Genomic DNA, 20,856 nt, shown 5'->3' on the forward strand with positions numbered 1-20,856 from the left:
TGGATCGAGGTAGCCTGCGCCGTCTCGAGGATCCGCCGCAGGGGTTCGCGCCATGGCCTTCTTCACCACCGGGAGCTGCACGTGACGGACAGGGCGCAGGGAGACGCCGAGGCGCCGCGCCGCCCGAAGAAGCGCGCGAAGCGGCGCGACGGGGAGGCCGCGTCGGTCCCGGGCGACGGCGCGCCGGGCCTGCCGCGCGATCCCGAGCTCGCGCGGCTCGAGCAGGCGTTCGAGCGCGGCGACTACGCGCTCGTCCGGGCCGGCGCGGGGCGGCTCGCCAGGGAGGCCGAGCGCGACGAGGTCCGCCGCGCAGCGCGGGCGCTGCTGCGCCGGATCGAGCCCGACCCGCTCGCCGTCGCCCTGCTCGTCGCCGCCGTGGCGCTGCTCGCGTTCCTGTCGTTCTATTACTGGTCCCACAGCCACGTGTCTCCGTGACGACCCCGCCCGCGACGACCGAGGAGGCAGCGCGGTGAGCGCCGACGTCCAGCGCGCCCCAGGCCGCCCCACCGCGCGCGGCCCCCTCGCGCGCGGCCCCCTCGCGCGGCCGCTCGCCGCGCTCGCGCTCGCGCTGCTCGGCTGCGGCGGCGCCCCCGGCGCGGCGCAGCCCACGGCGTGGAGCGCGGCGCCCGACGGCCAGGAGGGCGCCTCCTCGGGCACGCAGGCCGAGCGGTACTTCCCGCTCGTCGACGGGCACGTCTACCACTACGTGACCCTGAGCGACGGCGGCGGGGAGGGCATGCTCGTCGCGCGCGTGCACCGCGCCGACGCGCGCCGGGGGGAGCTCAGGTTCCCCTCGGGCGTGAAGCGCTTCGAGTTCACGGGCGAGGGCGTGCTCCGCAGCGACACGGGCGTCTTCGTGCTGAAGGAGCCGATCGCGCCCGGCACGACGTGGACCGGCGAGCACGGCGGCCGCGCCCGCATCACCGCCGTCGACGCCGCCGTCGAGGTGCCCGCGGGCCGGTTCACGGGGTGCGTGCAGACGGTGGAGGAGCGCCTCGGCGACAGGCCCGCGCGCTACGTGTCGACGTTCTGCCCCGACGTCGGCGTGGTGGCGATCGAGGCCGAAAGCGGCGCGAGCCACGAGAGGGCCGAGCTCAAGAGCTACGCGCCGCCGTTCGACATGGGCCCCGACGGCGTGCGGCGCACGCCGGTCGAGCCGCCGCCCGGCGCGGCGAGCCCGCCGTGAGCGCGCGTTCCGCGGTGCGCGCGTTCCGCGGCGCGGCGCGCGCCACGCTGCCCGGCGCGCGGCGCGCTCTCACGCTGCCCGGCGCGCGCCGCGGGCTCTGGAAGGCGCGCCGGTCGGATGAAACCGCTTTCCGGACCGGGCGCGCTTTCCTTGCGAACGGCGCCGGCGCGCTTCCGTTTCCGGGGGGGCGGGAAGTAGACTCCCCGCGCTGCTCGCGGGAGCCGGCGCAGCGCTCGCAGCAGGCAAGCGGCGCGGGCCACCCCCGGGCAGAGGTCCCGCGATCGTCAACGACATGAACTACTGGGATTACATCCACGTCGAGGAGCTGCTCGCGCTCCAGGGCGGATTCGACGACGACGAGCAGAAGGTCGGCAACGACGAGGCCCTGTTCATCGTCGTCCACCAGATCTACGAGCTCTGGTTCAAGCTCATCCTCCGCGAGCTCACCTCGGCGCGCGAGCTCTTCCGCCAGAACCCGGTGCCCGATCAGAAGCTCGCCTCGGCCGCGCGCTCGTTCCGGCGGGTCGTCACCATCTTCGAGCAGGCGATCCAGCACTTCCGGGTGATGGAGACGCTAACTACCCGTGATTACCTGGATTTTCGGGATCGCCTGATCCCCGCGAGCGGCTTCCAGTCGGCGCAGCTCCGCGAGATCGAGGTCCTCCTCGGCCTCGACGACGCGGTGCGGATCCCGCTCGGCCGCGAGGGGAGCTACAAGGAGGCGCTCAAGACAGCGGACGGCGCGCCGTCGTCGGCGACGCGGCGGCTCGAGGCGCGGCTCGCGAGCGGGCCGAGCCTCAAGCACTACCTCTACGAGTGGCTCTCGCGGACGCCGATCGACGGCTCGAACGATCCGGGCGCCGTCCTGCGCTTCCTGCGCAACTACATGCGCTCGATGCGCGAGGAGAACGAGCGCCGGGTGCAGATCGCGATCGACAAGGCGCTCACCCCGGCGGACGTCGAGCGGCTCCGCGCGCGCTACGAGGCGGACAACGCGAACGCCGAGGCGTTCCTGCTCGCCGAGGACGACCCCGACGCCGACGGGGCCACGCGCGAGAAGCGCCGGGCGATCCGCGCGGCGATCGTCTTCATCGAGAGCTACCGCGAGCTGCCCAGGCTCGCGTGGCCGCGCGAGGTGCTCGACCGCATCCTGGAGATGGAGCAGGCCATGCTCATCTGGCGGCAGCGCCACGCGCGGATGGTCGAGCGGGTGATCGGCCGCCGCACCGGCACCGGCGGCTCCGCGGGCGTCGATTACCTCGACCAGACCGCGCTGCGCTACCGCGTGTTCGGCGATCTCTGGACAGTGCGCTCCCTGCTCCTGCGCCAGCCGAGCGTCCCCGCGCTCGAGCACGCATCGGACTACGGATTCCGGGTCGAGGACTCTCCGTGAAATCACTTCGCGATCACTTCTTGCGGATCGACGCCCGTTCGCTCGGGCTTTTTCGTATCACCTTCGGGCTCGTCCTTGTCGCCGACCTGTTCGCGCGGTGGCGATGGGTGCGGGACTTCTACTCGAACGAGGGCGTCCTCCCGAACCACAACCACCTCTTCAACCTCCGCGGCAAGCAGCAGGTCTTCAGCCTGTTCCACGCCGTCTCGACGGTCGGAGAGGCCCACTTCGCCTTCGCGCTGGCGCTGCTCGTCTACGCCCTGTTCGTCGTCGGCTACCGGACGCGCGTGTTCCACGTCCTCGCGCTGCTGGTGCTCACGAGCCTGACGTCGAGGAACATCCTGCTCGAGAACGCCGGCAACTACGCGGCGATCGCGATCCTCGCGTTCACCGCCTTCCTGCCGTGCGGGAGCCGCCTCTCGATCGACAGCCTGCGCGCCTCGCTGGCGCTCCGGGACGAGAAGCGCGACACCGAGCTGAACGACAGGTCGAGGGCCGCGGAGTCCGAGATCGCGGCCGAGCGCCTGCCCGGCTGGTCGCCGGCCTCGCTCGCCGCGCTGGCCGTGCTCCTGCAGCTCGCGCTCATCTACCTGTGCACGGCGCTCCAGCAGCGCGGCGCGGCGTGGCGCGACGGGTCGGCGTTCTACTATGCGCTCCACGTCGATCGCTGGGCGAGCGACGCGGGCGCGTGGCTCCGCGACGCCGTGCCGCTCGGCACCCTGCGCGGGCTCACGTACGGGACGTGGGCGATGCAGCTCGCGATCCCGGCGCTCCTCTTCGTCCCCGCGCTCTTCCGCTGGACGCGCGGGTTCGCCGCCGCGCTGATGGTGGTGCACGGCCTCATCCTCGGGATCTTCTTCGATTTCGGGCTGTTCGGCTGGGCGCTCGCCGCGGCGGCGCCGCTCGTGCTGCCGGGCGAGCTGTGGGACGTGTACGAGCGCTCGTGGAACGAGCGGCGGGCGCGGACGCTCGTGTACGACGCCGACTGCGGGCTCTGTCTCACGCTGTGCCGGCTGATCAAGCGGCTCGACCTGCGCGGCCACGTGGCCTTCCAGGGCAACGGCGCGCTCGACGAGCTCTACGTGCGCAACCAGACCGGCGCGACGGAGCGCGTGCCGATGCCGAAGGAGGTCACGGCGGAGCTGGTCGAGCGGACGGTGCTGGCGATCGACAGGAACGGGCGCGTCTACCGGCAGGGCGGCGCGGTGACCGAGGGGCTGCTGGCGCTGCCGTTCGGCTGGCTGGCGTTGCCGCTCAAGCTGCCCGGGATCTCGCACGTGCTCGACATGCTCTACGAGGTGGTCGCGACCCGCCGGCACCACATCAGCACGCTGCTCGGCAAGCAGGCGTGCGGGATCCCGCTGTTCGACGAGAGCCACGCGGACGGCGACGACGAGGGGGCCGCGCCGGACCGGCCCGCGCCCGCGGTGCGCGCGGCGCGGCTCGCGCTCGGGTCGCTGCGGGAGGCGGCGGTGCTCGTGGTGCTCGCCGCGATGCTCGCGCAGACGGCGAAGCAGAACCCGCTGCCCGGGGCGGGCGCCATCCCGCAGGGGGCGGTGCTCGCGGGCGTCGCGTCGTGGCCGCGCATGCTGGCGCGGTGGGACGTGATGGCGCCCGAGCCGCCGCGGAGCAACGAGCTCCTGGTGATCGACGGCCAGACGCGCGCGTCGCAGCCGATCGATCCGCTGACCGGGGAGGAGCCCCGGCTCCAGCCCGCGGGGCAGCCCGGGACGAGGCTCGGCCAGCTCTGGTCCGACTACCTCGACCGCATCCGGCGGCCGGAGTGGGTCGACTTCCAGCGGGCGTTCCGCGACTACCTGGCGAAGGGCGGGCCGCTCGCGGAGGAAGGGGGGCGCGAGATGTCGCTCGCGGGCTTCGACGCGTACTGGGTCTCCGCGCCGATCCCCGCGCCGGGCGAGCCCGCGCCGAGCGGCGTCGAGCGGGAGAAGCTGTTCTCGCACTCGCGCGGCGGCGCGGGGAGGCTCGGCGACCGCGTCCCGCCCCTCTCGCCAGGCCTCCTCCGACCGAACAAACCGAACTGAGGCGCTCGCATGCGTGCGGCTGACGAGGACCCGAGCGCCGCGGCTGCCGGCGCGCCGGAGGAGGGCGCGGCGCGCGGCGACGGCGCGGGCGCGCCCGAGGAGAGCGCGCCGGGCGGGGAGGACGCGCCGGAGGAGACCGCGCCGGCGCCGCCCGAGGCCGCAGGCCCGAAGCCGCCGGCCGAGCGCCGCTCACGGCGCCTGGGGCGCTGGATCCGGGATCATTACTGCACCATCGACGTGCGCACGCTCGGGCTGTTCCGGCTCGTGCTCGGCGCTCTCCTGGTGGGCGACTGCCTGCGTCACTGGGCCGAGGCGAGCTGGATCTACAGCAACGACGGGGTGCTCACCAACCACTATCACCTCTTCCACCCGAGCAGCGGATTCAACTTCAGCCTCTATCACGCGTTCTCGTCGATCGGAGAGGTCCACGTCGCGTTCGCGCTCTCCCTCTTCTGCTTCTTCTGCTTCTTCATCGGCTGGCACACGCGGCTGTTCTCGATCCTCTCCTTCATCCTCGTGACGAGCAGGGACAACCGGATCGTCATGATCGAGAACGGCGGCTATGTCGTCGTGAACCTCATCACCTGCTGGGCCATGTTCATGCCGACCGGCAGGCGCTTCTCCGTGGACGCCCTGATCCGCTCGTACCGCGAGCGAAGGGAGCGGACGGAGGCCGACCTCGCGGACCGGAGCCGCCCCGCGTGGGCGACGGAGCCGTACGTCTCGGGGATCGTGCTCCTCGCGATCGTGAACCTGGCGACCATCTATTATTTCAACGTCGTCAACAAATCAGGCCAGATCTGGCGCCGCGGCGACACGGTGCACTACGTGCTGCACCTCGACCGCATGGTGACGGGGCTCGCGGTGGTCGCGCGGGAGTACATCCCTTTCTGGGCGAAGAAGGGGATGACCTGGGGAGTCCTCGCGCTCGAGGCGATGCTCGTGCCGTGGATCCTCTCGCCCTATGGCCGCCGCTTCACGCGCGCGCTCGCCATGGGCGGGATGTGGGCCCTGCACGGCTCGTTCGGGGTGATGATGCGCCTCGGCCCCTTCTCGTGGTTCATGATCGCCTGGTCGTTCCTGCTCCCGACGGCGCAGCACTGGGACGCGCTCGAGCGGTGGTACCGCCGCCGCGCGGCGCCCAGGGTCGTCGTCTATGACGGCAGCTCGCCGCTCGCGTTCGCCCTCATGCGCTTCCTCGTCCGGCTCGACGGCCTCGATCTGCTCCGGTTCGAGGAGGCGCGCGCGGAGGCGGCCGGGGCGGCGGAGGAGGCCGGGGGAGGGGAGCCGCGGCCGGAGCTCTTCGTGGTGCGCGATCCGTCGGAGGGCCGGGTGTTCCAGGGCGCCGAGGCGCTGCGCGAGATCCTGCAGGCGCTCCCGGGGGGCCGCCTCGCGCGGCCGCTCTTCTGGGCGGCGACCCTCGGCGCGCCCGGCGCGCTGCTCGGGTTCGCGTCGCGGCGGCGCGACGCGATCGCTCGGTTCTTCGGGCTGACGCGGCGGGCGCGCGCGGGGGCGGGGGCGGAGGAGAGCCCGTCGCCGCTCTCGGACAAGCTCGCCCGCGGGCGGGTGATCGCGCGGGAGGCGCTCGTCGCGTACCTCGGGCTGTGCGCGGTGAGCCAGGCGATCAACGAGAACAAGAGCGTGCCCGCGATCTTCAAGCACACCCAGCCGAAGTTCGTGCAGGCGACGATCGTCTATCCGCGCCTCCTCCAGGGGTGGGGGATGTTCGCCCCGAACCCGATCACCGAGGACGGGTCGATCACCGTCGACGCGATCACCATCGACGGGCGCCACGTGGACCCGTTCACGGGGCAGCCGCCGGATCTCGATCTGTCCGACGCGCGGGGGCTCGGGCTCGGGCAGATCCGGCAGGACTATTTCAACAGGATCCGACTCGACCGGAACAAGGCGTTTCGCAGGCCCGGGCTCCAGGAGTACCTGCTCAGGTACCCTGAGCGCACAGGGCGGCCGGAGGACGAGATCCTCGCGTTCGACGTCTACTGGGTGCGGGACCAGTGCCCCAGGCCGGGGGAGGACGCGCCGTACAAGAACGAGGCGGTCCCGATCATGTCGTACCGGAAGCCGGGATATCGGCCGCGGCCCGGGATGCCGACGCTGCCGCCGGTGAAGAAGGAAGAGAGCGCGGGGAACTAGTGACTGGTTCCGCGGCGCAGAAATCCTGCCAGGGATCTGCCTCGAGAGTGGAGAGATTTCAACGCCAAGACGCCAAGGCGCAAAGACGCAAAAATACATGATAATTGTTCTTTTTTGCGCCTTCGCGTCTTCGCGCCTTTGCGTTGAAATCTCTGTCCGGAGCCCTGGCCGGACTCCTGGTGGGCGAAGCTAGCGCGCTCCGACACGACTCTGTTGAACCGGTCGCGCCCGAAGATGGTGCGACTGGCTCCTCCCTCGGTCCGCACACCGAGCTCGTCGCCGTCGATCTGGGCAGCCACGCATTGGCGCGTGAGGGGACAGCGGCAGGAGCCCGGGGGCCGGGGCGCCGCAGCGCCTGGATGTTATTGTCCGGCAACACTGGACTCATGACCTCGCTGATCCGCCCCTGACGTACGGGCAGCGGAGGGAGCGGGACAGGCCGTGCTCCGGCGCTGCGCCGCGCGGCGGCGGGCCGGCGACGATTTCGTGAAGGACCGCCGTTCCCGGCTGCATCCATCCAGCGAGCAATCGGGCGCCGTCGCGGAGAGCCCGCCCGCTGGTGCTCATGGCAAGCGCGTGGATCGAGCGATTCGCGCCGCGCGGGCGCGCCCTCGATGCGTGCACGGGGATGAACATGACAGGAACGATCCACCACAGAACACACAGGTTGCTGGACCGAGGGGGCGTGCTGCTGACGTCCCTGGCCTTGGGCTGGGTGTCCGGCTGCGCCAGCGATGTGCAGCCGGAGTCGAACGAGGCGATGGCGGACACGTCAGCGCCGGTGAGCATCGCCGCGAACGTGACCGAGGTCCTCGTCTACGACAATCCGGACCTCGTGGACGACCTGCCGCGCGAGGTGCCGGTCGTCGTGAGCTTCAAGAACAACAAGCCGAACGTGGTGTTCCAGATCGGCTGCGGCTCCAACTATGGGCCGCTCCTGGAGGGCTTCGGGTACCCGCGGACACTCGACCTCAATCAGGCCGACTTCTACGACTCGTTCGACGCAATGCAGATGCAGCTCGAGCGCGACGCGGGCGGGCCAATCCCCATCCATACGCTGCGCTGCGACGCCGATCCCAACGTCACGCGCCAGCAAATTTTCCAGGTCTACCGGCGCGTCGACGCCGATCTGGGCAAGGGAGAGGCCGAGTACTACCTCCGGCTCCGCGACGACCCCGGCACGATCTACAGCGTCGGCTGCAGCAACCTGCTCTCGGCGCTCTCGTGGACGAAGGCGGACGTCAGCAACCTCGAGCAGGTGAGCATCCCCATCAACCGCGCCGTGCTCGATGGTTGGAAGGCGCAGGAGATCGCCGAGCGGGAGATCAACTGCCACTCGAGCACCGGGCGAGCGCTCCCGCGGGCCCGCCGCGATCTGCCGCAGCAGCCGGGCGAGAAGAGCTACACCGCCGAGGCGGAGCTCTACCTGGTTCGCTATCCCTTCACCGGGATCAGGACGCGCGTGACGCCCTACCTGATCGCCGACGGGAAGGGCTACGCGATCGACTGCGGCTCGAACGCCGACATGATGAAGCGGGCCTTCGGCTTCGACCCCGCCGCGACGCTGGAGGAGCTCTCGACGAGCGATGCGCGCTTCACCGCCTCGGATCCCGACCGGCAGCCGCACCTCGCGTGCGACAGGAGCGTGAAGGTCTTCCAGACCGCCGATCAGTCGCCCTCGGCGCGCTATTTCCAGCTCGACGGCGGCAAATCGCTGGTTCGCTTCACGTGCCCGACGGCCGCGAATTTCTTCGCCGAAGGGGCGCCGTCGGCGATGTCGGTGCCGAGGGCGGCCGTGCCGTACCTCTTCGTCGATCCGAACGCTCCGGCCAGCAAGACGCGGATGCTGGAGGTCGGGTGCTGGGGCCCCGGGCGCGCCAGGATGGCGCAGCTCTTCTTCTGGGTGTTCGGGCGGGAGCCGAACGACCGCGAGCTCCAGGACACGATGGCGGCCTATGCGGAGTACAGCAAAACGGGCGACACGAGCGAGGCCGAGGCCAATACGATGATGTCGCGCGCCTACGCCGTCTACCTCGGGCTCGCCGATCCGCTCAACGACATCCTCGGTCGCGCCGTCGGAAACGGCAAGAGGAGCAACCCGCGCCGCACGAACCTGGACGGCGGGCGTGTCTTCGACGAGGAGCGGACGTACTTCACGAACGAGATCAACGCGAACATCGAGCAGGCGGGCCGGTATGGCCTCTACAGGTGGATGAACGAGCGCGTGACGAACGCGACGCCCGCGTCGCGCGACGAGCTCCTGGCGAGCTACGATTGGGCCTACGGGTGCTGGCAGACGCCGGTGGAGGTCGGCCCGTGCCCCGCGCCCGAGGGGGTCGCGTGGTGGACCGGCGAGTTCTACACCCCCGCGAACAAGGACAAGAACTACACGCAACGCTCGCTCGAAGCGGAGCACGCGAGCTACCTCAAGAGGTGCTCTGACAAGGCGAACGGCTGCTTCTACGAGATCGAGAACGTGACCGATCGCGCCTGCCACAGGGCCGGCAAACCGTGCGTGGGGAGCGCCGCCTGGAGGGACTACATCGGGGAGTTGCTCCGAGGCAGCCATATCCCCGGGAACTACCTCTCCATCATCTGCGTCATAGAGCAATACGGCAGTTCCTCGCCGAATACCGCGGCCTGCCGCAAGGGGCGCTGAGCGGCCGCGCCGACGGGAGTGACACCATGAAGATCCGTTATCTGAGCATCGTCGCCAGCGCCGCCTGCGTCGTCGGCGCGGCCGGCGCCGCGCGCGCGGACGTGGCGCCGCCCCCCGCGTGCAGGGCGGCGGCGTCGGAAGGGCCTGTGTTCACGCAGAACAAGCGCCTCTGTTACGAGACGCTCGCGGCGCGCGGGAGCTACCAGGAGATCGTCGACCTCATCGAGGTGGGGAGCCTCGGGCTCACGCCGCAAGAGCGTTACTTCCTCGGGACGGCCTACTTCGGGCTGTCGAACCGGACGGGCGCGGACAGCCTCCGCTGCCACGCCGCGGTCCGCGCCAGCGCGCTCCTCGAGGCGTTCCTGACCGAGCAGCAGGGGCTCTACCGCGAGCAGCACTCGTTCGGCACGTCCGACGACATGAAATACACGTACCACGCCACCAAGATGATGGCGGCCCTCGAGACGGTGAAGGGGTGCGAGGAGTCGTCGCACACGCCGGCCAGCCTGGAGCGCTACGGCCGGCGGTACGCGGTGGAGCGCCTGCGGGGGCTCTTCTACGAGACGTCGGGGCCGGACGCGCTCCGCGACCGCTTCGGCGAGAAGATGACGCAGCTCGGCGACCAGATGAAGGCGTTCGTGGCGACGGCGTCGAGCGTGGAGACGCGCTACGGCCTCAACCTGGCCGAGATCGACGTGGGGCGGCAATACCTCTTCGGGATCCGCGACCGCATCAACGGCCTCTTCGGGGCCGGTGCGGTCAAGGTCGCGGCGCAGCCCGTCGGAGGTGACGAGTCGTTCCCCAGCTTCGTGTACGACGCGACGTGGAAATCGCAGATCCTGGGGACGATAGGCGCCAAGGCGACCCGCTTCACGGATCTCCTGTTGCCGGAGAAGCGCGGAGAGATCGCGGTCATCGAGGCGGAGATCATCGCCGCGATCGGCGGCATGTCGATGGATGACTACGTGAGCCGCAAGGAGCGAACGGTGATCGAGCTCAGGGATCTCTCGACATCGCTGATCCTGGGCACGAACTTCTGGACAGCGATGGAGGCGCCCGAGCGCACTGGCAGGGCCGCGCTGGACGACGCCCTCTCGAAGCCGAACCGGAACGAGCTCGCGCGGACGGCCGCGCACGTCGAGACGCTCTGGCAGGAAGGGATGGCGAGGTACTGCAACGCGTCGAGGCCGGCCTGGTACTGCAGGAGGACGCCGTGAAGAAGCGCTCCTGGCGTGTCGCCCTGGCCATCGTGCCCATCGCGTCGCTCGCGTCGCTCGCTTCCCACGCGGCCTCGCTCCCGACCCCGAGCGGCCCCGCGATCGAGGTGCCGTCGTTCGTCGACGTGGACGAGGCGTTTCGGCGGGCGACCGCGGGGAGGCCGCTCGACACGGCGCTCCTCTCCTTCGCCTCGAGCGAGATGCGCCCGGCGGCCTCGGGCGGCGGCAGCTCGGGCGGCGGGATCATCGAGGAAGACGCCCTGCCGATCGAGGACGTCACCGGATCCGTGACGACCGTGCGTCTCCTGCCCATCGCCGGCGTCGAGCCGGCCACGGCGCGCGAGCTCCACCGCCGCGTCGCGCTCCATGAGCTCCTCCTCGGGGCGCTCCGGAGCTACCGCGAGCCAGAAGGCGCCCCGGCGGGCCGGAGCGACGAGGTCCTGCAGATGGCGAACACCGCGCACCTGGAGCTCTTCGTGGCCCACAGCCTCGCGTACCTCGAAGGGCAGTCGCGCGAGGAGAAGTGCCTGTCGTACCAGCGCGCGACCGAGCACGCGCGGTACGTCGGGTTCGGCGCCGACTTCGGTCTCCCCGTGCCGGTCCGCGCCGGCTGGGAGAACCTCCTCGAGGAGGCCCGGACATTCTATACCGGGCCCTTCGCCGAGCAGATCCCGGCGAACCTCTGCGCGATGCGCAAGGCGGTGCGCAAAGCCGAGGTCGAGTCGATGCTCCGCGCCGGCGTCGACCAGCGGATACGCTCGCGCGTGGAGGCGGAGATCGACGCGACGTCGCAGAGCCTCGCCGAGAAAGAGCGGCAGTACGCGGCCGCCCTCCGGGATTCGGCCGTGGAGCTCCCGACGCGCGAGATCTTCCTGCTCAAGAAGACCGTCGAGGACACGGCGACGCTCTACGAGTTCGTGGAGCGGGACACGCTCGGCCTCGAGCGGGCGCCGGCCACGGGGCAGCCGCTCCTCTCGCGCCTCCGCGCGAAGCGCGGCGAGATCGACCGCATCCGGAACAACGCCAGCGCCGCCGGGGTCAACGCCGACGTGGCGGCGGCGCGCGCCACGCTCGAGCGCCACGCCGCGCTCCTCGGCGCCGTGGCGGAGACCCTCCGCGAGATCGCGCGGACGCCCGGGCTCGACTGGGCGACCCAGGAGAAGCTGGGCGTGTGCGCGACGATCCCGGACGCGCTCACGCCGGAGAACTTCGCGGAGTACGCCGGACGCGTGGATGCCTGTCTGACCGAGGCGGCGCGTGCGTACGCCGCGCTCAAGGACGCGGCGGGCGCGAGCGACCCGGCCCGGGTGGCCTTCGTCGAGAGGGTCTCGGGGCTCTCGAAGGCGTACATCGGTTACATCAATAGCCTTTAGTTCCACGGCAAAGCTTGCTGGAGCAACGCATGAAACGGCTGCTGTCTTCATTCGCCCTGGGTCTCTTCCTGCTGCCTTCGCCTGCCCGCGCGCAGGAGATCGAGTGCATCCCTTCGAACGAGATCGCGATCCGCGCGGAGGTAGGCCGCCTCGTCTCGGAGCTCAAGATCGCGCAGTACCGCGCGAACATGGCGCTCCTCGAGGACAGCTTCGGCGAGCTCGAGGCGCTCGTGGGCGAGCGGGGGACGTGCCCCGAGTCCATGACGGCGCGCGTGTGCGACGCCGAGTGCTTTTACCAGCGCGCGAACGTCTATCGCTTCCGCGCCACGGGGCTGCCGCTCCTCAACGCGAAGGGGGCCACGGCGCCCGGCGACACGCTGACGAGCCCCGCAGAGCTCCTGGCGCAGGCCACGAGGGGGCTCGAGATCGTGGAGCAAGGGATCGCGCGCCTCCCGCGGCAGGCGAGCTCGGGGACGGGCGAGGAGCAGAAGAACATCGCCTTCAACCGGTACCTCAAGGCGATGGCGCAGCTCCAGGGGCTCAAGGCAAAGCTGCTCGTGGCGGCGGGCGACGTCTGGTACCGCGAGGCGTCCGTCGCGCGGCTCGACCACATGAGCTACCTGGTCGGCGAGGCGCTCGGCGGCGCGGCCGCGGCGGACGGGGACAAGGGGAGCGAGCACTACAAGGCGGCCACGTACTACGATCAAGCGTTCTGGCTCGTCCTCGAGGCCAAGGGCTCGCTCCCCGATCGGGACCTCTTCACGGCCGAGCTCGCGACGCTCGCCACGATCGAGAAGGACGTGACGCTCCGCCTCGACTCGGTCCGCAAAGGCTACCTGTACATCAACATCGATCCCGAGGATTTCCCGCTCGTCAGCGTGGAGCGGCTCGGCCAGCAGCTCCGGATGCAGGAGGCGGCGATCGAGCAGCAGGACCTGAACCTCCAGAACATGCTCGATGTCTGGGCGCGGAAATACACCGATCTCCAGAACCAGAAGTTCGACATGGCCAACATGAAGCACTCTCGGGCCATCGAGCTCGAGGTCTACAAGATGGCGCAGATCCAGGACATGGCCGAGCAGCTCAAGAACGACGTGCAGCAGAAGCTGAGCGCGCTCCAGAGCGACATCTCGACGTTCGAGCTCGAGCAGAGGATCCGCGTGCTCGAGCTGGCCTTGAAGCGCGAGACGAAGGAGCTGGAGAACCAGATCGTGCTCCTCCGGGGCCAGCGCGAGCAGGATCTGCTCGCGCTCGACCAGGACGCCGTGCGCGAGCAGATCGCCGAGATCCAGTTCAACATCGACATGACGCTCGCCGCCTTCAACTTCGAGATGCAGCGCGACGGCCTCGAGCTGCAGATCGATGAGATCTCGAATCGTATCGCGTCCGACGACAAGGAGCTCGAGCTCGTCGGCAGCCGCAAGGCGCAGATCGGGCGGCAGATCGCGCTCGAGCAGAAGCGCATCGAGGGCTCCGAGATCATCACGAGCCGGCTCCGGACCTCGCAGGAGACGGTGTTCGAATCGATGCGCGTCCCCGTCGTGCACCAGATCTGCTCGATCGACGCCGAGCTCGCGTTCTACACCGGGGCGGCGCAGGGGTTCACTGACCCGATCTCCGGGGCCTCGTGCGCGAGCCCGCCGCCCGTCGAGACGCCGAAGCCGGAGCTCATCGACGAGATCTGCCTGGCGCGGAAGGAGCTGTCCACCAAGACCAAGGAGGAGATCGACAAGATCAGGGCGTGCATCGACGGCTCTGGCACGAGCTGCTCGACGAAGGACGAGAACCTGAAGCGGGTCGCGGAGGAGCTCTACAATCAGAACCTCAAGATCTTCGAGCACCAGCGCGGCATGTGGCAGACGACGATCGATCAGATCAACGAGCGCATGCGGGCGCTCGACCGCGCGATGGCCGAGCAGAACGGCCTCGACGCGCTGAAGGGGACCGCGATCGCGCTCGCGGCCACGGCGGGCGTCCTCGCGGCCATCCCCGACGGCGACACCGGCATCATGGGTATATTCCCCGTCAAGACGTTCCGCTTCGTCGAGGCGGCGGCGGCGGCGGCGAAGGTCGCGGCCGACACGGCCGCGAACGTCTACGAGTGGCAGTTCGGAGAGCTGCAGTTCGAGCAGATGGTCGCGCAGGAGAGGCACGAGCTCAACGTTCGGGTCGAGGAGCTCAGGAGGGAGATCAACGCCCTCGACATCCACAAGCTCATCGAGGAGTGGACGAAGAAGCGGGCGCTCGCCGAGATCTCGGTCCAGCTCGCGGAGCTCGACAAGGAGGTCGTGGAGATCACCGGCGAGGAGAAGATCCACGCGATCCAGTGCCGGCTCGACCGGGGGGAGATCGCGGCGACGGTCGCGAAGCTGCGGGCCGACCGCGCGGCGCTCGTGGCCGATCTCCAGACCAAGTCGGACGAGTCGGCGCTCGTCGACTTCGACATCGACGAGCAGGAGAACGTGCGCGAGCAGGCGCAGATCGAGATCCAGCGGCTCACCCTCGCGCTCGGAGAGCTCGACATCGAGGCGAGCAAGATCCAGCAGGACAAGCAGAACCTCCTCGCCATGAGGTCGTCGATCGAGGCGCAGATAAGCCGGATCAGCGATTACCAGGGAAAGGTGCACGATCTCGAGGGGCACTACGACGCGAAGCGCGAGGTGCTGAACGACATCCGGGAGAAGATCCGGCAGAACACCATCAACATCTCGGAGGGGCAGATGGCGTTCCTCGCGTCGGTCATCGAGGACGAGAGGGCGGCGACCTTCACCCAGATCGAGGACCTCCGCCGGCAGATCCGGATGGTGGAAGAGGCGAAGGACCTGGAGCACGAGCTCCTGGCCATCGAGCGGGAGATGCGCGACGCCGTGCTGGCGAGCCGCACGCGCATCATGGGGCTCGTCGAGATGGCGCCCGTGAACGACGCCGCCGAGGTCCTCTTCTGGGACTTCGAGGACATGCAGGCGGAGCTCACGCGGGGAGCGAGCGAGTTCCTCGAGGCCAAGCGCCGTGTCGTCGAGAACGTCAACTTCACCTACAACCTGTACCGGAACCGCTACAACGTGCTGAGCGACTTCGCCGGCGACGTCGGGCGCCTTTCTGCCGACAGGACGTTCATCGGGACGGCGGCCGAGCTGGATTCGTTCCTCAGCGACTGCGGGACGGTCGGTACGAGCGAGGTCTGCCGGCCTTCGTCGCTCGCCTGGAGCACCGAGACGATGGCTGGCAGCGTGGCCGAGTTCACGGTGGAGAAGACGAGCGGGCTCATGTCCGAGCTCCTCGAGAATGGACGCGCGCGCTTCGAGATCTCGCCCTCCGCTGTCTCGCAGGCGGACAGCAGGAACCTCGGCAACTTCGTCCTCTGGGACGAGATGACGATGAACGAGAGCGAGCCGATGCGCCTCGTGCACGTGATGGCCGGCGTCTCGAGCTCGTCGTGCCGCTCTCAGCAGATGCAGATGACCCACCTCGGGTTCGGGACCGTCTTCTCGCGCGTGTCGAAGGACAGCAGCGAGATCGTACCGAGCCTCACGGTCAAGCGGCCTGTCACGGCGCTGATCCCGGTGTACGGCGGCTCGGACATGGATCTCATGAACGACGAGTACCTCCGCTTCCGCCGCGGCCCGTACACAGCAGAGGGGCTCGAGCGGCGCCTGACCGACGGCCTGATCCAGAACGCGTATCCGTTCGTGGGGCATCCGCTCGTGGGGACGTACGAGATCACCGCGGACGAGAACCTGGTGCGCTGCCTGAGCCAGGGGGCTCCGTCATTGAAGCTCGGGTTCATCTTCGTGCGCAAGCCGGTGCGCTGACGTCCGCGCGCGGGCCGGCGATCTGAAGCTTTAGTTCCGAAGATAGAAGGAGTCTTGCGATGGTTCGACAGGATTGGGCGTCCTACATCCCGCTGGTCGTCGCGGGGGTGTTCGCGACGGTCCCGGGGATGAAGATGGCGGCGGCCCAGGTGGGCGACGAGTGCTCGCGCGACCTCGCGTCGTGCGACCTCCAGGAGCGGAAGACGCACCTCCGGGCGCAGATCTGGTCCGGTCGATGCGATCCGTCGCAGTGGGACGCGCTCCCGCGGCAGGGTTATCCCATCGATACGGTGGATGGGAGCCCGAAGGTCAAGGTGGGGCCGCGCGCGCCGGTGCATTTCCTGAACGGGGTGTGCGAGGCGCACCGTCCGGACGGCGACGTCGACCACGGCCTCCACGAGCTCGAGAAGGCCGCGACCGTCGGGCTGCTCCCGTCGCAGCGGAACGCGGCGGCGCTGCTCGAGGGGCTCCTCCACTGCCGCAAGCTCGCGCAGCTCGACGATCGGTATCAGGGCGAGCTCACCACGAAGCTCGCTCCCCGCGAGGCGTTCTGCATGCACCGGGGCATGGCCAAGGCGAGCTTCACGCGCGTGCGGTGGGAGGGGCTCGAGATGAGCTACGACACCCCGGACTTCAGCCTGATCGGGCACGCCGAGAGCATGGCGCAATGCTATGCGGACTACCTGCACGGGGGGTACGACGCCACGTGCGGCGTCGTGTCGTCGCCCTCGCCGGCGGCCATCGACGCGGCGGCGGAGGTCGTCTCCAGCGACATCCTCGCGGATTATTTCGGCGCCGCGACGGAGGACGCCCCGCCCGGCGACAGGGCGGTTCCGCCGCTCAAGGCGATGCTGGCGCGCAAGATCGAGATGGCCGACAGCTCGCTCCGGGACTCGGCGGCGCTGCTCGGCGGCCTCGTGCAGAAGAAAGACCTCCTCGTCAGCTCCTACCAGGGACTGGCGTCGATGTTCTGCCTCCCGGGGAGCGAGACGACGGGGCTCTGCTCGGGGCCGCTCCCCACGGCCGTGACGCGCCTTCACGAGGGGTACGAGCGCGCGGTGCTGCGGAGCCAGACGATCCTCGATTTCGTCGATCGCTGGGTCGGCGGTCTCTACGAGTACCAGGGCAGGGACGTCCGCGTCGAGCTGCAGAGGAGCCATGAGGGGCTCCGCGACATGCTCGCGCGCGCCGAGCTGCCGGCGGTCCCGAACGAGATGACCCTCTTGCAGAAGCTCGATCTCGTGAAGCGCGACATGGCGCTCCTCGCCGACCGGAGCACGGTGGAGAACGACACCCTGAAGCGGCAGTGCAGCATCTACTTCTGCGAGATCCGCAACCGCAACCGGACGTTCTTCACGAACGCGTGCAACCAGATCGACGCGACCACCGGCCGCCCGGTGAAGGACGTGAACGCGCTCTGCGCGACGGACGTCGCCGGGACCGTCGTCTCCGGCGCGCAGACGGCCGCCGCGATGTGCAGCGGCGTGGGGCTTCCGGCGTCGTACGTCTCCAACACGACGATGACCGCGAGGGCGGTCGACACCTGCATGAGCGAGTTCCACCCGTGACTGGACGCGGCGAGGCCAAGATGATGACGCGAAGGTGGTTGTGGGCGCTCGTTCCGGTCGTTGCGAGCGCGTGCGGAGATGCGGGTGAGCTGGAGACGGCGATGACGAGCACGCACGCCCTCCTTTCGGCCAGGCCGACGCTGTTCCGCTACCGCGCGCTCGGCGCGGCGGGCTCGGAGATGCGGTATGCCGCCGAGCTGCCGCAGGAGGACGGGACGACGATCCTGCTCCGCCTGGAGGGGTGCCTCGACGAGCGCGCCGTGCGCGAGCTCTTCGGCGTGAGGCGGAGCGCGATCGCCGAGAGGACCGACGTCGTCATCGACGCGACGGCGCCGATGATCGCCTGTCCGGACCGGATCGCCTCGGACGCGAACGTCTATGCAGAGCCGAGGACGCAGGGCCTGTCGCGCCTCGAGTACCGGCTGGATGGCGAGCCCCCCGAGGCCGGGCCCGGGCGCTATCTCGTCATCCCTAACCGCTGCGGAGGGCTGATGAAGCACCTCGGGATCGCCGAGCGCGCGCGGCGCGCGCCGGCCCCTCCGCTGGGGAGCCCCGGCTGGACGCCCGAGCCGGGCGCCACGCCGATCCAGCTCTCGTGCGCGAACGAGCGGGCGACAGAGCCCTACGACGGCTGGGAGGTCCACTCGGCCTGGTTGCCGAGCGTGGAGTTCCGGTGGATGGTGCTCGTCAAGAAGGGGGATACGTCGTTCTTCGTCGAGTCGCTCGACGGGCAGCCTTACAACGACCTCACCGACGAAGGGCGCGCCAGGGCGCTCGGCGACCTCAGGAAGCTCCTTGCCGTGCCGAGCTCGTGGGAGTCGACGAACGTCGTCCCGGAAGACGAAGAGATCCAGCACGACATGCCGTTCTTCGACGTGTGCGTGTCGCGGTGCGGCGCGGCGGGCTGGATCCCGGCGCACAAGGTCCTGAGGGACGGCTACCTCGAGTGCGAGAGCGGCTCGCTCGATCCGAGCACCGGCGGGTGCCTGGACGCGGAGCGAAGGAGCTACACGGACCGCCTCGAGCTCAACGGGACGACGAGCCGGCGCGCGCCGCTCGGCGGCGTCGTCCTGGAGCTGCCCCTCTGCGCCGCGGGCGAGACGTGGGAGCGCCGCTTCGGCCTCTCCTCGGGCCCTGACGGCGGCGGGACGTGGCTGACGCGGCTCATCGCGGCCTACAACGCCGGCAAGAGCGAGGCCGCGGCGCCGCCGCTGGTCTCGCTTCCTTGCCTCGTGCCGGATCGCACGTGCTCGGTCACGCTCCGCGAGGGCACGGACCTGTCGACGACGACCGTCGCCACCCTGACGCGGAGCTGCGCGGTGGACGCCGAGGCCCTGGAGGTCCGCGTCGGCAAGCGCGCCGCGGTGAGCCGGCCGCCGTTCACCCTGGACGCGGCGACGCTCCCCGCGAGGATGCGCAAGGTGCGCATGATCGGCGAGCCGGAGGGCTCGACCATCACCGTGGCGCAACCGACCTGCGGCTTCGGCACGAGCACCGCGTGCACCGACGCGCAGCCGGCCCTCCTGGTGCAGGGGGATCTGACGGTCGATCTCGAGCACCTCCGGCTCGTGTCGCGCGCCCCCACGGGGAGCACCGCGGGCCCGCCGGCGCCGCTCGCGCGCGTGGGCGTGCAGGCGGCGGGCAGCGCTGCGCGAGGGCTCGTCCTGCGGGTCCGCGACGTGGTCATCGGCGGCGACACAGCGCCGGTGTTCTACAAAGGCATCGTGTTCTCGGGAGGCACGCTCGCGCTCCACAGCTCGACCGTGCGCGCCTTCACCGAGGGGGTGTCGGCCGACCGGGCGCGCGTCTCCATCGTCTCGTGGCCTGTCGCCGGGGGCCATAGCATCGAGTCGCTCGCCCAGCCCGGGCTCACGGCGGACGACCTCGTGGATCTCCGGGGGGCGTGGATCGGGGGCTCGGTCGCCAACTTCCGCGCGCTGACGCTCAGCGCCGACGTGCAGGCGTTCGTCGTCGGGATGCGCGTGTCAGGCCCGATGGCGGTGTCGTGGAACGACGACCGCGCGACGTGGACCGAGGACGGGCTCCTCGCGGTCGACAGCACGTTCACGAGCGCTCCCGGCTACTTCGATCGCGAGTCGGTCATGCTCTCGGTGGCGGGCAGGGGCCAGCTCAACTTCGTGAGCTCCAGGGTCGTCAACTTCGGACACGTGCTCCGCTGCCCCTCGCGGCTGTCGGGAGGGACGGCGAAGATCGTCTTCGACAGGCCGGAGTTCGACGAGATCACCTATGGCCTGAGGCAGGGGGCCTGCACCGTCGAGTCAGCGACGCTGTGGGACCCCACGGGCGAATAAGGCGAGAAGGACCATGACCAAGAGAGAGAGAATCGGCGCCGCGGCCGCGGCGGTGGGGATCGTGTGTCTTGCGCTGTCGCTCGCGTACGTCGTGCTGCGCCGCGCCGAGGTGGACCGGGGGGTCGATCTCGAGCTCGCGCAGTCGGTGAGCGCCGACTTCGGGGCGCGGGTCGAGGAGCTCTTGAAGCCTTACCTGAAGACGCAGCCGGGCGTGCGCGTGCGCGTGACCTACAGGCCCCGCGCGGCCGAGGAGGGCCTCTCGGGGGCCCGGGGCGCGCACCTCGTCCTGCGCCCCTTCGAGCCGGCGGAGGCGGACAAGGTCGCGCCGCTCTTCGCCGCGGACTACGCGGTGCTCGCATACGACCGCAGCCGCGTCGCCGAGCCGCCGGCGAGCTTTCCGGAGCTCGTGACGCAGGCGCTCGCGCTGAAGGCGAAGGGGGACGTGGCGTATGGCCTCGCGCTCCCCGAGGAGACGCATCCTCTCCTCCCGTTCTTCTCGGACGTCTTCTGGCCCGTTGCGCCGACGCGAGAGGCGAAGGCGACCGCGAAGGAGGTCTTCTCGCTCCTCGGCGATCTGCGCTTCACGTACGGCCTCTCGCCTCACGCGTGCACGTCGGACTGCGCGGCGCGCCTGCTCGCGGAGGGGCAGGTCCCGTTCGCGGTCCTCGGCGAGTGGCGGATCCCCGAGCTCCGGCGCGCGCTCGGCGAGCGCCTCGGGCTGGCGCCGCTGCCCTCGCTCTCGCGCGGGGGGCCGCCGCTCAGGAGCGTGGGGCGCACGTACGGCGTGGAGCGCGCGCCGGCGCTGAAGGATCGCGAGGCGAGCGCCGCGGACGGCGTTGTCGCCTACCTCCGCGGCGAGGGGCAGAAGCGCGTCTTCGCGGCGCTCGGGAAGCTGCCGCTCTCGGAGCCGCCGGGCGCGACCGAGGGCGGCGTGGACGCCAGGGCTCCCGAACAGGTGGAGCAGGAGAGCGCGCTGCGCGCGCCCGCGGTCGCGGTGGATCGGGCGCGCGTGCGCGCCGCGGAGGCGGCCCTCGCGCCGCTCTGGGTGGAGTTTGCCGACGGGCGCATCGGCGCGGAAGGGGCCGCGCGCGCGCTCGTCGAGAACATCACGGCAATCCGTACGGATTCTTAGATAGGCGG

Annotated in this window: 12 protein-coding genes; all 12 read left to right on the plus strand. The window is 70.3% G+C overall.

Annotated features, from left to right (window positions below; translation table 11 throughout):
- Window positions 1–81 precede the first annotated feature (81 nt).
- The 12 genes from WME76_RS40180 (at window position 82) to WME76_RS40235 (ending at window position 20,848) form a co-directional block, all read left to right on the plus strand.
- Window positions 82–435 carry a hypothetical protein gene (locus tag WME76_RS40180; protein ID WP_437957440.1) on the plus strand — a complete coding sequence of 118 codons (354 nt, stop codon included), beginning with the start codon at window positions 82–84 and terminating at the stop codon, window positions 433–435.
- 34 nt (window positions 436–469) lie between these two features.
- On the plus strand, window positions 470–1,186 hold the full coding sequence (locus tag WME76_RS40185) for a hypothetical protein (protein WP_437957441.1): 717 nt from the start codon (window positions 470–472) through the stop codon (window positions 1,184–1,186).
- A gap of 292 nt (window positions 1,187–1,478) precedes the next feature.
- Complete coding sequence (locus WME76_RS40190) at window positions 1,479–2,579, plus strand: tryptophan 2,3-dioxygenase family protein (protein WP_437957442.1); 1,101 nt, start codon at window positions 1,479–1,481, stop codon at window positions 2,577–2,579.
- Window positions 2,576–4,621: a DCC1-like thiol-disulfide oxidoreductase family protein gene (locus tag WME76_RS40195; protein WP_437957443.1), complete on the plus strand. Its 2,046-nt coding sequence runs from the start codon at window positions 2,576–2,578 to the stop codon at window positions 4,619–4,621. The genes WME76_RS40190 and WME76_RS40195 overlap by 4 nt, the downstream gene beginning before the upstream one ends.
- A 9-nt stretch (window positions 4,622–4,630) precedes the next feature.
- Window positions 4,631–6,775: a hypothetical protein gene (locus WME76_RS40200; protein ID WP_437957444.1), complete on the plus strand. Its 2,145-nt coding sequence runs from the start codon at window positions 4,631–4,633 to the stop codon at window positions 6,773–6,775.
- 685 nt (window positions 6,776–7,460) lie between these two features.
- Entirely contained in the window at window positions 7,461–9,434 is a 1,974-nt protein-coding gene (locus tag WME76_RS40205; RefSeq protein ID WP_437957445.1) for a hypothetical protein, read from the plus strand.
- Window positions 9,435–9,460: 26 nt separating this feature from the next.
- Entirely contained in the window at window positions 9,461–10,651 is a 1,191-nt protein-coding gene (locus WME76_RS40210) for a hypothetical protein (RefSeq protein ID WP_437957446.1), read from the plus strand.
- Window positions 10,648–12,024 (plus strand): hypothetical protein, encoded by a 1,377-nt coding sequence (locus WME76_RS40215; protein WP_437957447.1) that lies wholly within the window; start codon window positions 10,648–10,650, stop codon window positions 12,022–12,024. Before WME76_RS40210 ends, WME76_RS40215 begins: the two co-directional genes overlap by 4 nt.
- Window positions 12,025–12,053: 29 nt before the next feature.
- Window positions 12,054–15,836, plus strand: a complete 3,783-nt coding sequence (locus tag WME76_RS40220; protein WP_437957448.1) for a hypothetical protein — start codon at window positions 12,054–12,056, stop codon at window positions 15,834–15,836.
- Between the two features lie 59 nt (window positions 15,837–15,895).
- Window positions 15,896–17,404 (plus strand): hypothetical protein, encoded by a 1,509-nt coding sequence (locus WME76_RS40225; RefSeq protein ID WP_437957449.1) that lies wholly within the window; start codon window positions 15,896–15,898, stop codon window positions 17,402–17,404.
- 101 nt (window positions 17,405–17,505) lie between these two features.
- Window positions 17,506–19,716 (plus strand): hypothetical protein, encoded by a 2,211-nt coding sequence (locus WME76_RS40230; RefSeq protein WP_437957450.1) that lies wholly within the window; start codon window positions 17,506–17,508, stop codon window positions 19,714–19,716.
- A gap of 13 nt (window positions 19,717–19,729) precedes the next feature.
- Window positions 19,730–20,848: a hypothetical protein gene (locus WME76_RS40235; RefSeq protein WP_437957451.1), complete on the plus strand. Its 1,119-nt coding sequence runs from the start codon at window positions 19,730–19,732 to the stop codon at window positions 20,846–20,848.
- The last annotated feature ends 8 nt before the right edge of the window (window positions 20,849–20,856 follow it).

It is taken from the genome of Sorangium sp. So ce119, from assembly GCF_051524405.1.
Classification (GTDB): domain Bacteria; phylum Myxococcota_A; class Polyangia; order Polyangiales; family Polyangiaceae; genus Sorangium; species Sorangium cellulosum_G.